This window comes from Fictibacillus phosphorivorans (assembly GCF_001629705.1).
GTDB classification, from domain to species: Bacteria; Bacillota; Bacilli; order Bacillales; family Fictibacillaceae; genus Fictibacillus; species Fictibacillus phosphorivorans_A.
Genome location: NZ_CP015378.1, coordinates 1,196,701 through 1,211,944, shown reverse-complemented (window position 1 = coordinate 1,211,944; position 15,244 = coordinate 1,196,701). Strand labels below are relative to the sequence as shown.

Genomic DNA, 15,244 nt, shown 5'->3' with positions numbered 1-15,244 from the left:
GGATTGTAAACATTGTGAGTGGTAGCAAACGATTTTGGAATTTTTTTTATTCTCTGCTTCTCTTGACGTTATGTTGACATTTTCACTGGTTACATTAAATGTACAAGGTTCGAACCTTATGTATTTAATTCTTAACAACCATTTAACCTAGGAGGATGATTTCGTTGAAAAAAACAGTAATCGGATTTACAATCGCCGGCACATTATTAGTTGGAGGATATGCAACAACATCTCAGGCAGCAGATCAGAATAGTACTACTTCAAAATCTACTTTAGAAAAAAGGGAGATTAAAAGACATGGCTTTGGACATGATAGGTTCGGAGGATTTTATAAAGGAAGCTCAGAAGACCTCATTAAAAAAGCAAAAGCGCTTGGTATCTCAACAAATGGAAAAGATGCTGAGACGCTCATAAAGGAAATTCGCGACGCAAAAATTACTAAAGAAGCAAAAGAATTAGGCATTCAAGTCTCTGGTAAAGAGATCGAAACACTTCTTGAAGAAGTACAATTAGCTAAACTACAACAAAAAGCAAAAGAACTTGGTATCTCAACAAAAAATAAAGATGCTGCTACTCTACATGAGGAAATTCAACTTACTAAGCTTAAAAAAGAAGCAAAAGAACTAGGTGTCGGAACAGACGGCAAAGACGTGCAAGCGTTAAGACAAGAAATTAAGCAAGTTACAGTCACCAAAAAAGCGAAAGAACTTGGCATCTCTTCAGAGGGCAAGGATCTGCAAACACTTCAGCAGGAAGTACTGACTGCAACCGTAAAAAAAGAAGCTAAAACATTAGGTATCGCTGTAGAAGGAAAAGATATACGTGAAGTTGCTCAGGAAGTTGCAAGTACTAAAGTTAAGGCTGAAGCTAAGAAACTTAACATTACGATCGATGGTAAAATGATTCCAGATATTGCGTTTGAAATCAAACAGAAAAAGATTATTAACTTAGCGAAAGAGCTAGGCATTTCTACTAAAGACAAATCAACGCGCGAATTGATAGAAGAGATTGAAAAGAAAGATGCAGATAAACTAAAAGCTTTGCAGGATGACGTCTTTCCTTTAATGGATAAAGGTAAAAGAGGTTTCGGACCTGGTGGTCATCACGGTGGAGGTAAACATCATGAAGACGGTCAGCGCATAAAAGATGATGATGTCCCAGCTAATAGTGATTTTCAACCTCAGATGAATGAGCAGCCTGTGTTTGGCAACGACATGTAAAGGTACGATCCCCAGTCTATAATACTGGGGATTTTTACAGTATAGTATGGGTAACAGGAGGTATGGACATGAAAAGTATATTAGTAGTAGAAGACGAAGTAACCATATCGAGAGTTCTAAGTGTTTATTTAAAACACGAAAACTTTGATGTTGTTCAAGCATTTGACGGTAAGACCGCACTTCACCAGTTCAAAGAAACTTCCTTTAACCTAGTATTGCTTGATGTAATGCTTCCCGATCAGGATGGGTGGTCAATCCTTCAAGAGATTCGTCGAAATAGTTCATGCCCTGTTATCATGCTCACAGCCTTAGGAGACATCGATTATCGCTTGAAAGGATTAAATCAAGGAGCAGATGACTACATAGCAAAGCCCTTTATCGGCGAAGAAGTTATTGCGAGAGTCCATGCAGTCCTTCGTCGATCTACGAATGTACTAGAAACCGAGAACACAAAACAATATGGAAGTCTGAGCATCAACTTCGACTCTCATTCTGTAAAAATAAATGGTGAGCCTATCATTCTAACACCAAAAGACACCTCCTTATTGCTCTTTTTGGCCAATCATCCAAACCGCACCTACACAAGAGAGATATTAATTGAACAAATATGGGGCTTAGATTATTATGGCAGCGAACGTGCTGTAGACTTATCGATCAAACGAGTTCGTCAAGCACTTGCTGCATGGCCAGACACACAAGGAGAAATCCGAACACTTAGAGGACTGGGGTATCAATTCTGTGTATACGAATAAAAAAGACAGAACAACTTTATTAAAGTATTGGACCACCCGATATGTCCTCACCCTCTTTATTGGTCTTCTAATCTTAGGTTTATGTTCTTTGTGGTGGATACGGCATACGGCTTTAGAAAATCGTTTAACACTCATGGAATACATGGCAGCTGATACAGCGGATCGTATTGAATCCGGAGACAGAAAGAATGATTTAGGTCGGTTCAATCGTAAACTAGATAATCACGCAGAAACACTGCAGATGGAAAAGCCACCTGAACTATATATTACGGATTTGAATGGTAACATTCTTAATCTAAAATCTATAAAAAAGGGTCCAGATGCAAATAAACCTACATTAAAATTGAATGCTATCCCGGTTGAAATAGTAAACAGTGAAAAAACAACTAACAAATTTAAAGTGAATGGCAAGTCTGCCTATGCAGTCAAAAAACCTTTAATATACGCTGGAGTCCAAGCAGGTTGGGTAATTATCATACAATCTGCCTCAAACCTCTCAGATGTGGATCAAGGTTATCGTCTTCCTATCTTCCTATTGATAAGCCTTGGTCTTCTCGGATGGTTGATCATCTATATTCTATTAAAAAAGATTCTAAAACCCATCCAAGATGTGGCACATGCTGCTTCTCAGATTAAAGATGGAAATTACGACATTCAATTAGCTACAGATGCTAAAGAACAAGAAATTTATGATCTTTTAACTTCCTTTGAACAGATGAGTACGAAGTTGAAGCATTTAGAAAAGCTCCGAGCAGAATTACTGGCAGGAGTTACACATGACTTAAAAACACCTGTTACGTCTATTAGTGGTCTCGTGCAAGCTGTTAAAGACGGAATTGTTTCAGGAGATGAAAAAGAAGAATTTCTGCAGATTACAATGAAGGAAATTTATAGATTGCAAAGGATGATTGAAGATTTATTAGATTATAACTCTCTTTCCGCCGGAGCTTTTACAATGCGTAATGAAACATGCAACATGAACGAGCTTGTTCAAGATATCGTTCACCAATGGAGTATGACCAAGAACAAAGAAGTTATGTGTAAGGCTATTGTTCCAGAAAGCTTCATATATAGAGAAGTTGATCCACTTCGTTTACAGCAGATCATCATTAACCTCTTAAACAATGCTTATCAAGCTTTAGGAGATGAAAAAATGATCAGCATTGTCTTGTACGAAAATAGGATTGAAGTGACAGACACAGGGTCAGGGATTCCCGAAAATGAACAGCCCTATATTTTTGAACGGTTTTTTCGTGGTGAAAAGAAAAAGTTAAAAGTGCGCGGCCTTGGCCTTGGACTACCATTTAGTAAAATGCTGGCAAAAGCGTTAGGTGCAGATTTAGTTCTCAAAAAAAGTTCCACTGCTGGAAGCACTTTTTTAATAGAATGGAAAAAATAAGGAAAATACATTTACAAGAACACACGTTCGTGTTATGATTTAATTAGGTTAGGCCATCCAACAGCCTACCTCCCCACCAGTGAGACCGGCCTACCCAGCCGGTCATTTTTTCATAAATCTAATTACTTACTCAAATAATGAATGATGTCCATTCTACGTATGATACCGATAAATACTTCGTTGTCATCCACAACTGGTACGAAGTTTTGAACTGCAACAAGCGACATTAAGTCTTCCATCTCAGCATCAATATGAACAGGCTGATAGTCCCTGTTTACCATAATGTCCTTAATATAATGATGCTCACTATTTTGAAAAGAAAGACCTTCTGTGTTTTTAATTTTCCATAAAAGGTCACCCTCTGTGATCGTTTTTATATAATGTCCCTTTTCATCAATTACAGGTACAGCGGTGTATCTGTGATACTCCATCTTTTCCATAGCCTGGCGAATGGTTGATTCTGCATGTAAACAGATCACTTCTTTCTTTGGAAGAAGAAAGAATGCAATATTCATAACTTGTAAATCCCCTCTTGATTGAAATTTTATTTGTATTAATTATGACTGTTCTTCAGAAACGATGTGTATGTCTATGTTTTTTGAATTTCTCATTATACTGTTGACAATAGAACCCTTTATAATCTCTTCCCACCTCGTTCTTGCCGATTGGCCTAAAATAATCTGAGTAATATGATGTTCTTTTGCGACATCTGTAATAACTTGTGGTATTTTTCTTTGTCTGAATCTTTCTAGAATAAATTTAGCGTTAAATTCTACAGCAAGTTTTTTCCAGACTCTGATTCTTTTTCGCTGTTCTTGAGAAATGTTCCCTCTGTGATCGATCCAAACATTCAATACATATAATTCCGCATTTAAACGATTGGCTATTCGCCAGCCTCTTCGGATCAGCTTTTCTGCACTTGGACCATATTGTACACAGACTAAAATTTTTTCTGCCACACCTGTTGGACCACTATCGGTAAAGACGATATCGGATTTTAAGAGCTTTTCATCTACATCATCTGCAATTTCACGGAGAGATAATTCACGCAGTGCACCTAAATTGTTTTTTGTAAAAAAGTTGTTCAATGCTTGGTCTATTTTTTCCTGCGCATAAATTTTACCTTCTATTAAACGTTGCCTTAGCATTTCTGGTGTCACGTCAATTAAGATTACTTCATGTGCAATTTCTAGAATCCTATCAGGTATTCGTTCGCGAACTGCTACACCTGTAATATGCTGAACAATATCATGAACACTTTCAATATGTTGGATGTTTACTGCTGATACAACATTGATTCCGGCATCAAGTATTTCTTCAACATCCATGTATCGCTTTTTGTTTTTTGAACCCGGAACATTGGTATGTGCCAATTCATCAATTATCACCACATCTGGTCGACGTTCAATGATCATTTCTACATTTAACTCTTCTAGTTTTTTATCTTTGTATTCAATGATTTTTTTAGGAATGATTTCAAGATTTTTAATTCTATCTGCTGTTTCTTTTCTTCCATGGGTTTCAATTAAGCCGATTACGATGTCGACTCCTTGTTTTTTTATATCATGAGCTTCTAAAAGGATTCTATACGATTTACCTACACCTGGTGCTGCTCCAACAAACAGCTTTAACTTTCCCTTTTCATCTTGATAGATTTCCTGTAGAAATTCTTCAGGCGTTTTCCTTTTAAGATGAGGGTATTCATCATACATTTACGCACCTCGTTATCATCGTCATATCATCTACAAACGAAGAAGCAAGAGCCTTTACCCTAGGTTTAGAGTAAAGGCTTTGTCTTCTACTATTTTAACAACTTCTCTAAAGCAATATTAAGTGTCAGTACATTCACGCGAGGTTCACCAAACAGACCAAGCTCTCTTGCTTGAGTATTTTCTTTAATCATTTTTTTTAGTTTTTCTTCATTTATTCCTGTTTCTTCTGCAATTCTTGGAACCTGTACATCAGCAGCTTCAGGAGTAATATGCGGATCGAGTCCGGACCCGGAGTTTGTGATCAAATCGATCGGAAGCTCGTTAACAGGTACAGCTGGGTTAGCCTTTTCCCATACAGCTATGCTTTCTTTCATTCGTTTCATCATATCTCCATTTGAAGGTGCATAGTTTGGACTCCCAGAACCTGCCGCGTCGTACTCAATACTAGAAACACGCCCGCTGAAGTATTCGGTTTTTGTAAACGTTTGACCAATAAGTTCAGAACCTATTACTTCTTTATCTTCATTATAGATTAAACTCCCATCCGCTTCCTTTGGCATAACGACTTGTGCAATTCCTGTGACAACCACAGGATATAAAAGACCACATATTACCATTAATGCGAGGGAAAGTCGTAGCATCTTAACGATATTGTTAAAGGTAAATACTTTTTCATTATGTTGATTTAATGAATGGGATTGCAAATCAATCAATTCCTTTCTTTTCTAACGGTTACACGAACAAGTGAACAATCAGATCAATTAATTTTATTCCGATAAAAGGTACGATTACACCACCGAAACCATAGATCAAAAGGTTACGTTTTAATAAAGCATTTGAACTCATCGGTTTGTAAGCTACTCCTCTCATAGCCAGAGGAATGAGCAAAGGAATAATTACCGCATTAAAGATTAACGCAGACAGTATGGCTGACATCGGTGAGCCAAGCTTCATGACATTGAGTACTTCCATCTCAGGAATCGCCAGCATGAACATGGCTGGGATGATGGCAAAATACTTTGCGATATCGTTTGCGATACTGAATGTAGTTAACGCACCACGAGTCATCAGCAATTGTTTACCAATGGAAACCACTTCAATAATTTTCGTCGGATCGGAATCCAAGTCTACCATGTTGGCCGCTTCTTTCGCTGCAGTCGTTCCACTGTTCATGGCAAGACCTACATCCGCTTGTGCAAGTGCTGGTGCATCATTCGTTCCATCACCAGTCATCGCGACTAATTTTCCTTCTGCTTGTTCACGCTTAATTACAGCAATTTTATCTTCCGGTTTACTTTCGGCGATAAAGTCATCCACGCCGGCTTCATTTGCTATCGTTTTAGCCGTTAACGGGTTGTCACCTGTACACATGATCGTTTTGATTCCCATTTTCCGTAATTGATCAAAACGTTCTTTCATTCCAGGCTTAACGGTATCTTTTAAATAAATTAGTCCGTATATATGCTGATCCACAGCTACCGCCAGCGGTGTTCCACCTTCAGATGCAATTCGATTCCCTTTTTCTTCAAGGTCATGTGGCACTTCACCGCCAGAAGCCAATACCCATTTTTTAATCGCATCTACAGCCCCTTTTCGTACTTCTCTTCCATCTTTTAAGTCGATTCCACTCATTCTCGTTTCTGCTTTAAACTCAATAAATTCTCCCTCTTCACCAAGAGATTCATTAAATGGTAAGCGCTCTTTTCTCATTAGTTCCAGTACCGATTTACCTTCTGGTGTATCATCTTTTAATGAACTGATGGCCGCCCATTCCCCGACGGTTTTCTTTGTTTCAAATCCTACAGGTACAAACTCACTCGCCATACGGTTACCGAATGTGATCGTCCCCGTTTTATCAAGAATAATCGTATTGATGTCACCTGCAGCTTCAACTGCTTTACCAGACATAGCTATTACATTAAATCTCGTAACTCGGTCCATACCAGCGATACCAATTGCCGATAACAGTCCACCGATTGTTGTCGGAATCAAACAAACGAGTAATGCAATTAAGACCGGTACTGGTATGTCAAAACCTAGATACTTTGTAAAGAATGGAAGTGTTACGACTACAATCATGAACACAAGTGTCAAACTCGTTAAAACCGTGCTTAACGCAATTTCATTCGGTGTTTTTTGACGCTTCGCTCCTTCTACGAGGGAGATCATGCGATCAAGGAATGATTCTCCTGGATCTGCTGTAATTCGCACTTTAATTTCATCACTTACTACTCGTGTTCCCCCTGTTACCGAGTTAAAATCACCGCCAGCTTCTTTTATTACTGGGGCAGATTCCCCTGTAATGGCAGATTCATCAACGGAGGCAAGACCTTGTATGACTTCACCATCTCCAGGAATCATTTCACCTTGTTTTACAACAACAATATCTCCTTTACGAAGATCAGCTGATGAAACTCTTTTGTTTTTCCCATTTTCCAGCACAAGGTTAGCATAAACTTCTTTTTTCGTTTTCTTTAATGAGTCTGCCTGAGCTTTCCCTCTTCCTTCCGCTATTGCTTCAGCGAAATTTGCAAACAGGAGGGTTATAAACAGAATCATGGTTACAGCAATATTGAAGGCAACTTGAGTTTGGTCTCCCAAAAAGGTTAGTAATAATGTAATCACAAAACCGATTTCAACAACAAACATGATCGGATTTTTAATCATTATCCTTGGATCTAGTTTAATAAAAGATTCCTTTATCGCCTGATTTACGATTTCTTTATTCATCATTGTTTTATTCATTTGTACTTCCTCACGATTCTTTTTCATAGGTCCGTTCCCACCTTTTTGGGGAGGTACGTACTGAGATAATTCTTTTTTGGTTCTTAAGCCTTGAGCACCCATTATTTTTTCACCTCTCTGCATCTACAATGTTAAATATTCAGCAATCGGGCCTAGTACTAAAACTGGGAAGAAAGTTAAAGCCCCAACGATAAATACAGCCCCAATAAATACTCCTGCAAATAGTCCGTTATCTGTTCTAAACGTTCCGATTGTTTCTGGAACGGTTCGTTTTACAACTAATGATCCTGCAACCGCAAGCATTGTTACAATGGAGAAGAACCTTCCAAGATACATGACAATTCCGGTAGAAATATTCCAGAAGTTTGTCGCATCTCCTAACCCTTCAAAACCTGAACCATTATTAGCTGCTGAAGAGGTATATTCATAGATTACTTGTGAAATCCCATGAAAACCTGAGTTCGAAATTGCTTCATGTCCGAGTGGTGTAAAGAAAGCTACAGCTGAAGCCCCTAGAATAAGCAGCGGGTGGATTAAAAGCGTTGCTGCAATCAGCTTCATTTCTTTCCCTTCAATCTTTTTGCCCAGGAATTCTGGGGTACGTCCCACCATTAATCCAGATAAGAAAACACCAATAATCGCATACATTAAGACGTTGACAAATCCTGCCCCTATACCGCCATAAACGGTATTTAACATCATATTGGATAAAGTAACTAATCCGCCTAGCGGAGTCAGTGTATCATGCATCGTATTGACAGCCCCTGTTTCAGAAGCCGTCGTGACAACCGAGTAAAGAGAAGATTGAGCAACACCAAATCGCACTTCTTTTCCTTCCATGCTTCCTTGATCATGTTGCACGCCTAGAGCATTGATCGCTTGGTTCCCTTGATATTCAGCACTTAGTGAGATGCCAAGGAACAGAATGAACATCATCGTCATCGAAACGAAAAGAATACGTCCCTGTTTTGGATTTCCAACAATATTTCCGTACGTAAACGGTAAAGCCATCGGTAATAAGAGCATTAATAAGATCTGCATCAAGTTACTAATGGCATTAGGATTCTCAAACGGATGAGCTGAGTTAACTCCAAAAAATCCACCACCGTTATTCCCTAATTCTTTTATGGATAAAAACGAACCAACCGGACCAACTGCTATGTTTTGTTTTCCGCCTTCAACCGTAGTCGCTGTAACAGTTGGATCTAATGTCTGCGGTACTCCTAGTGCAACGAAGATGAGTCCTGTTACAAAAGCAATCGGTAGTAACACACGAACGATACCCCTGACCATATCTACAAAAAAGTTTCCTAAAGACTTGCCAGCTAGCCCACGAATGAATGCGATTGCTACCGCTAATGCTGTAGCTGGTGCAACAAACATCATAAACAGAATGCCAATCATCTGGGAAAGATAAGATAAACCACTTTCACCACTGTAATGCTGCAGATTCGTATTCGTCATAAAACTTACTGCTGTGTTAAACGCAAGGCTTGGATCCATGTTTGCAATCTTACTTGGATTCAGAGGCAAACTGCCTTGGAAACGAAAGATTAAGTAAACTAATAGAATCATAATCGCATTGATCACGATTACCGATAATGCATAAACTTTCCAAGATTGATTTTTATTTTTAATTCCACTAATGGAATAAATCAGTTTTTCGAAAGGATAAAAGACTTTATTCTTATTTGAATAATTGAACGAGTTCGCTAAATAAATTCCTACTGGTTTTGCAATCAAAAGAGCTATAAGTAGAGTTATAGCTATAGAGAGTAAACTGACTAACAACGAAAAAACCTCCTAAAATTTCTCTGGATTCAATAATACGTAAAGAAGATACACCGTTGTTAAAACGGCTACTCCAAACATGACAGTCATCATTTATTTACACTTCCTTCATCAACAACACTCGATGACCATTTCGCAAGACCCATCATTAGGACAGGCATTCCAACCATCAATAAAACCATCATCACATCTAACATTTTTACACCTTCTTTTTATTAGTTCATTGTTCTAAGTAACCATTCAGCATCAGAGATAGATTTTTGATAGCCTCTTGAGCATCACAACCTTCAATTCTAAGTGTGATCGGTTCGTTTTGATTTCTTGAATAGTGTGACAAAAAGAATAGATTAACAGAGAGCAAGCCTTTCGCATTAATCTGTATGCCTTGATAAAAGAAAAGAATTTCACTCTCGAAAGAACCAGCAGCATTGACAAATTCATTGATCTGTCCGATCGACAACCGTTTTGGCAATAAAACAACTGACTCTGTCCCCATGTTTTCACCCTGCCTATCACTGGTATGGATTTACAGAGGGAACACCTTTTCGATGATGGGTTCCCTCCTGTGATGCTTTAACCTTTACTTCTAATCGTGTCTTGTATGATCCATCTTGAGAGACTATGTTGAATCATACTTGCATAATAAGCATTCAGTTGATCTCTTTTCGCTTTTAACAAAATCTGTTCAATTTCGTTTGGACTTAATCTCATAAATGGATTCCTCCGCTCAATTTTATGAAGATAGTAAGAATTGAATATTTCCTGTCTTGTTATAGATCACGTAATCTGCACCTAATTCCTTATAAACTCTGGAAATGTACCGTGTGTCTGATTTGATGACATACAAAGGTATGTTATAGATGCTGCGAATAAGTTCAATCGTTTGGCAGCATTCTAAAAATCCTGATTCAACAACAATAATCTTTTGAACAAACGGACCTACCATTTCGATGAATTTACGCTTGTCACCATAATTCATGACATATACATGTTGAAAACCAACTTGTGAGAGTCTATCTGCTTCATTTCGGTTAGGAACACAGAGAACAAGAGATTGATAGTCGTCACATAATCTTAGTTTTGAAATAAATACATCTGAAACTTGATCTGGAAACATAATGAGCACGTTCCCGGATGATTTCCCCATCGTTATTTCCTCCACTTCGGTAAAGAAAACTAGGCTGACTTCTAGCCTCTCATGTCAGCCTTAGTTGCACTTATACTATCGTCTTAAACTTGTTGCTACGTCGAAAATCCTCGTGCCAACAAGTTATACTTTGGGATAGTGAAAAAAAGGCAACAAAAAAGAAGCCTGCGGAAGAGGAACTCTTCTCGCGGCTTCTACACATACTTGAATAAGCGTGTGAATACACGAAATTTGTTGCCTCTCTCTGAACGCTTACGGAGTTAGCTGACGGATTCGGGCTTGAGAGTAGCCCTACTCGATCTCTCGAGATTCACCCCATGCAGTCACGTTGGACTGCGATTGGTTCCCCCGCTTCCTAAAAGTTTTAGGAATTAAGCGATAAAGACGCATGATATAAATATCATATTTTAAGTTGTCATTACTCTTTGTTAATGTTCACCTTCCCTCTCCTACCACGCTTACGAAGTTAGCTGACGGGTTCGGACGGCAGAAGTCGCCCGACTTAATAAGTTTCACCCCAGGCAATAAAAAACTGCCGATGGTTCCTCCGTTCCAAAAATGGATTCAGCGGTCATGGAAAAATTTTAAAGTTTTACGATAAGAAATATATTACTCCTGCTTTCGCTCCTTGTAAACGAAGTAAAAACTTCAAAATTTTAATGTTTCATACGAAAATATCCAAAAAACGGCGTTTAATTTCATATAAAAGAAACAAATCAATTATTTTCTATTAATTTCTTTTATTTACGATGTTTTTCAAATAAAATAATAGTCGGAATATTCTTATTAAATGAAGTGTCACTTACAAAGTTTTAATACTAAATCGAAAAAACGTCATAAAAAAAACTGAGCAAATAAAATTTTGCTCAGCATTGTTAAAAAGATCTAAAATCCAATCTCTGTCTTTTCGTCCATAGCCATACTCCTGTGAATAAATGGATCGCAATTATCACAAAGACAGCTCCATAACTTTCTGTAACCCAGCTCACAAACCAAATGATCGGCAGGGCTAAAAACAGGTTTACAAGCATTAAAACCCATGAAGTTCTTGCAATTGCTACAAAGAAAAGAATGATTGGTAAGATCAAAAAGATCCAGAATAGTACGGTTTGAAATGTTGCCATGACTTCCCCTCCGTTTTTCATTATAAAAGGGGTTCGCCATAATCTCCACCTTTAACCTGGTACTTTTTCTAATTGCAGCTCTTTATTGTTTTCTTCTTCATCCAAATCATACTTAGGTAGAGTTAACATATAGAAAAGTCCAACCACAATTAGACATCCTCCGACCACCCAAAATAGCATTTCCACAGTTAGGACTTTTGGGAAAAGCACTGCGATTAAACCGAGAGTCATCGTATGAGATAACATATTGATCGGTGAGATCCATCCTTGGACACGTCCCATCATTTTCGGGTCAACGATTTTGGGTAACCAGCCTCCGATCCCAATATTGATTAATGGTATGCTAAACCCAGCCAATCCGGTCAAAATAAAGAATGACCATACATTTGGCGCAAGCGCGCAAAAACTAAGGGATACGCCACTAACAAACAGACCGAGAACAATGGCATACGAGAGTCTAATCTTTTTAGCGAGCATCGAACATAATACACTGCCAGAGAGTATGGATACACCGAATAGGATACCCATCCACATCATCATTTGTTCATAATTGTCTGGTGCTAATTTGTATTTCATGATAAATGCCGGCATCACTGATAATCCACCATTTACTATACCAAACAAGAAAAAACCAAAGATTAACGAAAGCAGAAGTTTAGATTGTTTGATGTAAACAAAACCTGAAACAAAATCCTTCCATACCATCTTTACTCGAATATCTTTGAACGTATGTTGTCCGTTCGGGAGACGAACATCCTCATTTACTTTCATACTCATAATGAACAATGCTGATAAAACATATGTAAGAAGATCAAATGCAATGGCTCCTTGTATTCCTACACTCCAATAAATAAAAATGGCGATCATATTTCCAAATAGCATAAACAAACTACCTACCATTTGATTTAAACCCGCCGCAATGGCATACTCCTCTTTCGAAAGTACACCTTGTACCATCGCTTGGTCAGCTGGATGAAAGAATTTCCCCACTGCACTCCTTAAGAACAGTATCACAAAGATTAGAGGCATCCAATCTAGCCAAATTGCACCCATTAATAGAAGGCATAGGCCTGCACAGATCCAGTCGCAATAGAGAGCGATCTTCTGACGATCCATACGATCAGCTAACACCCCTACAAGAAAGAATACAGCTAGTGTTGGTAAAGAATACATCAATTCGGCAAGGGTTGCATAAAAAGGCTGTTCACCAAACTTATCTAGCAAATAAAACATAAAAGCTGTAACACCGATAATACTTCCCATCATTGAAGTAAAACCAGCAAAAAACAACTTTCTGAAGTTTTTATTCTGAAACACTTTCAGAAATTCCTGCACATCAAAACCCCCAATTTACATAATTACCCACCTAACCATTTTCCACCTAATTCCATCCGTTGTAAATGTATTTTTCTCGTTTTCGTATGAAGAATTGTAATTACCCTCACCTATATATAGGAATGCAACAGCTCGGTCTATTCATAAAGACAATAAGCCTATATAGTAAATTTTTTTAAAGGTTGAACTTTAGGCTTTATGACGATACTCTAGACAGAGAGCATAATAGAGAGGATACTGACATGATTCATTTATTTTCACACAATGATTTAGACGGAAAATCGTGCGGTTATTTAGCACAACTCGCATTTGGAGACAATTGTAAAATTTCATATTGTTCACACGGAACGATTAACGACCGTGTAGAGATGCTGCTTGATAATCCAAAAGAAAGAAAAACAGAAATTATTATTACCGATATCGCTGTTAACGAAGAGTTAATGATGCGACTTGATGAACGTTCGAATGCAGGAGGAAAAGTGAAGCTGATCGACCACCATGCGACAGCGCTTCATTTCAATGGGTTTGATTGGGGGCACGTTCAAGTTCGTTATGATGATGAACGTTTAACATGTGCTACTTCCCTTTTTTATGAATATTTGATCGAGAACGGTAAGCTTAAACCCACAGGCGCACTCGATGAATATGTGGAGCTTGTTCGTTTGTATGATACGTGGGAATGGTTTGATCAGAAGGTTGAAGCTAAGCGATTGAACGACTTATTCTTTATCCTTCCTCCTGATAAATTTGAGGATCAGATCATGGATCGTTTAAAAGGTGATTCTTTTCAGTTCTCAGAAACAGAAACAACGATTCTCGATCTAGAAGAAGAAAATATTGCTGATTACATTAAAAAGAAACAACGTCAGATGGTCGAGATCTGGGATACTTGGTCTTTAGGCGAAGGATCTGAAGAGAAAACGTATAAGATTGGAATCCTACATGCTGAACGCTATCACTCTGAGCTCGGAAACGAGATCAATCGTGAAAATCCTCATTTAGACTTGATCGTAATCCTTAATATCGCAAACAAACGGATCGGTCTTCGTACCATTCATGATGAAGTGGATTGCTCCATTTATGCGAAGCAGTATGGTGGCGGTGGACATCCTAAAGCATCAGGTGGAAACATGACTTCTGAAGCGTTCGAAAAGTTCGTAGGAGCAGCTTTTCATGAACAGCCTAGACGAATCGATCCACCGAAGAACGAACATAACGTTAAGGAAAATCCTGATGGCAGCTTATATGTGAACAATCACCGTGAAGTATCGAAGATCTATTCTGAAGATAACCAAACATGGCTGATCACACATAAGACACATCCAGTAGATGAAACATTTGCAAGCTATCAAGATGCCGAAAATTACGTTAAGCGCCACTTTGAAGGCTGGCTGATGCGAGATGATGAAGCAAATAACAGTAACTAACCTTACATACCTTGGCTTTTACAGCCAAGGTATTTTTATTTACATTCATATGACGTGTACACGCATTGACGCTAGAGTACCGCTTCCTGTAAAGGAGATCTGGTTAAAAAAAGACGCTTAGAATTGTTCTAAGCGTCTTTTCGTCTATCATTTTGAATGATACTGCAACTGTTCTAACATATTTGATAACGTTTCACTTAATAAAGAAAGTTCTTCTTTTTTCATCGGAATATTATCAACAAGCTGACTAGGAATACACTCAGCTTTTTCTTTTAAAGCATTTCCTTTTTTCGTTACAGACACGATCACACTTCGCTCATCTTGTTCTGATCTCTTTCTTTCAACAAGACCATTGATCTCCATACGCTTTAACATGGGAGTTAGGGTCCCTGAATCTAAAAATAATCTTTGCCCTAATTCTTTTATAGATAATGAATGTTTTTCCCATAAAAGAAGCAATACTAAATATTGTGGATAAGTCACGTTGAGTTCTTTTAACAACTCTCTATAAAGCTTTGTGATTTCACGTTCTGCTGTATAAATTTTAAAACATATTTGGTTTTCTAATTTTAAAGTTTCATTTTTCATGATG

17 protein-coding genes and 2 riboswitches are annotated in these 15,244 nt (G+C 38.0%); of the genes, 4 read left to right on the top strand and 13 right to left on the bottom strand.

Annotated elements, in window-relative coordinates:
* Positions 1 to 164: 164 nt before the first annotated feature.
* From ABE65_RS06215 to ABE65_RS06205, 3 genes are all read left to right on the top strand, one after another.
* Positions 165 to 1,220, top strand: a complete 1,056-nt coding sequence (locus ABE65_RS06215) for a coiled-coil domain-containing protein (protein WP_066392500.1) — start codon at positions 165 to 167, stop codon at positions 1,218 to 1,220.
* Positions 1,221 to 1,288: 68 nt separating this feature from the next.
* Positions 1,289 to 1,972 (top strand): response regulator transcription factor, encoded by a 684-nt coding sequence (locus ABE65_RS06210; RefSeq protein ID WP_066392498.1) that lies wholly within the window; start codon positions 1,289 to 1,291, stop codon positions 1,970 to 1,972.
* A gap of 88 nt (positions 1,973 to 2,060) precedes the next feature.
* Positions 2,061 to 3,371: a sensor histidine kinase gene (locus ABE65_RS06205; protein WP_231887862.1), complete on the top strand. Its 1,311-nt coding sequence runs from the start codon at positions 2,061 to 2,063 to the stop codon at positions 3,369 to 3,371.
* Positions 3,372 to 3,493: 122 nt separating this feature from the next.
* On the opposite strand, the gene ABE65_RS06200 is transcribed toward ABE65_RS06205, so the two are convergent.
* The 12 genes from ABE65_RS06200 to ABE65_RS06160 form a co-directional block, all read right to left on the bottom strand.
* The gene (locus tag ABE65_RS06200; RefSeq protein WP_066392494.1) at positions 3,494 to 3,886 is read right to left on the bottom strand and encodes a CBS domain-containing protein; all 393 of its coding nucleotides are present in this window, start codon (positions 3,884 to 3,886) and stop codon (positions 3,494 to 3,496) included.
* A gap of 42 nt (positions 3,887 to 3,928) precedes the next feature.
* Complete coding sequence (gene kdpDN / locus ABE65_RS06195; RefSeq protein WP_066392492.1) at positions 3,929 to 5,083, bottom strand: KdpD-like non-kinase potassium sensor; 1,155 nt, start codon at positions 5,081 to 5,083, stop codon at positions 3,929 to 3,931.
* A gap of 89 nt (positions 5,084 to 5,172) precedes the next feature.
* A complete protein-coding gene (gene kdpC / locus ABE65_RS06190; protein WP_066399834.1) occupies positions 5,173 to 5,724 on the bottom strand; it encodes a potassium-transporting ATPase subunit KdpC in 552 nt (183 codons plus the stop codon).
* Positions 5,725 to 5,815: 91 nt separating this feature from the next.
* A complete protein-coding gene (gene kdpB / locus ABE65_RS06185) occupies positions 5,816 to 7,855 on the bottom strand; it encodes a potassium-transporting ATPase subunit KdpB (protein WP_419471037.1) in 2,040 nt (679 codons plus the stop codon).
* A gap of 96 nt (positions 7,856 to 7,951) precedes the next feature.
* Complete coding sequence (gene kdpA / locus ABE65_RS06180; protein WP_066392490.1) at positions 7,952 to 9,619, bottom strand: potassium-transporting ATPase subunit KdpA; 1,668 nt, start codon at positions 9,617 to 9,619, stop codon at positions 7,952 to 7,954.
* Between the two features lie 12 nt (positions 9,620 to 9,631).
* On the bottom strand, positions 9,632 to 9,700 hold the full coding sequence (locus ABE65_RS22395; RefSeq protein ID WP_419471047.1) for a potassium-transporting ATPase subunit F: 69 nt from the start codon (positions 9,698 to 9,700) through the stop codon (positions 9,632 to 9,634).
* 8 nt (positions 9,701 to 9,708) lie between these two features.
* On the bottom strand, positions 9,709 to 9,816 hold the full coding sequence (locus tag ABE65_RS21790; protein WP_156499132.1) for a hypothetical protein: 108 nt from the start codon (positions 9,814 to 9,816) through the stop codon (positions 9,709 to 9,711).
* A 23-nt stretch (positions 9,817 to 9,839) separates the two neighbouring features.
* Entirely contained in the window at positions 9,840 to 10,115 is a 276-nt protein-coding gene (locus ABE65_RS06175; protein ID WP_066392488.1) for an HPr family phosphocarrier protein, read from the bottom strand.
* Positions 10,116 to 10,192: 77 nt separating this feature from the next.
* Positions 10,193 to 10,330, bottom strand: a complete 138-nt coding sequence (locus tag ABE65_RS21785) for a hypothetical protein (RefSeq protein WP_156499131.1) — start codon at positions 10,328 to 10,330, stop codon at positions 10,193 to 10,195.
* 22 nt (positions 10,331 to 10,352) lie between these two features.
* Positions 10,353 to 10,766, bottom strand: a complete 414-nt coding sequence (locus ABE65_RS06170) for a hypothetical protein (RefSeq protein WP_066392486.1) — start codon at positions 10,764 to 10,766, stop codon at positions 10,353 to 10,355.
* Between the two features lie 233 nt (positions 10,767 to 10,999).
* Positions 11,000 to 11,154: riboswitch (cyclic di-AMP (ydaO/yuaA leader) on the bottom strand.
* Positions 11,155 to 11,205: 51 nt separating this feature from the next.
* A riboswitch (cyclic di-AMP (ydaO/yuaA leader) is annotated at positions 11,206 to 11,346 on the bottom strand.
* Positions 11,347 to 11,641: 295 nt separating this feature from the next.
* A complete protein-coding gene (locus tag ABE65_RS06165; protein ID WP_066392480.1) occupies positions 11,642 to 11,890 on the bottom strand; it encodes a hypothetical protein in 249 nt (82 codons plus the stop codon).
* Between the two features lie 51 nt (positions 11,891 to 11,941).
* Positions 11,942 to 13,225, bottom strand: a complete 1,284-nt coding sequence (locus ABE65_RS06160; protein ID WP_066392478.1) for an MFS transporter — start codon at positions 13,223 to 13,225, stop codon at positions 11,942 to 11,944.
* 242 nt (positions 13,226 to 13,467) lie between these two features.
* Here ABE65_RS06160 and ABE65_RS06155 point away from each other — a divergent pair, with 242 nt between their 5' ends.
* On the top strand, positions 13,468 to 14,652 hold the full coding sequence (locus tag ABE65_RS06155; protein WP_066392473.1) for a DHH family phosphoesterase: 1,185 nt from the start codon (positions 13,468 to 13,470) through the stop codon (positions 14,650 to 14,652).
* Positions 14,653 to 14,799: 147 nt separating this feature from the next.
* On the opposite strand, the gene ABE65_RS06150 is transcribed toward ABE65_RS06155, so the two are convergent.
* Positions 14,800 to 15,240 carry a MarR family winged helix-turn-helix transcriptional regulator gene (locus ABE65_RS06150; RefSeq protein WP_066392470.1) on the bottom strand — a complete coding sequence of 147 codons (441 nt, stop codon included), beginning with the start codon at positions 15,238 to 15,240 and terminating at the stop codon, positions 14,800 to 14,802.
* Positions 15,241 to 15,244: the final 4 nt, after the last annotated feature.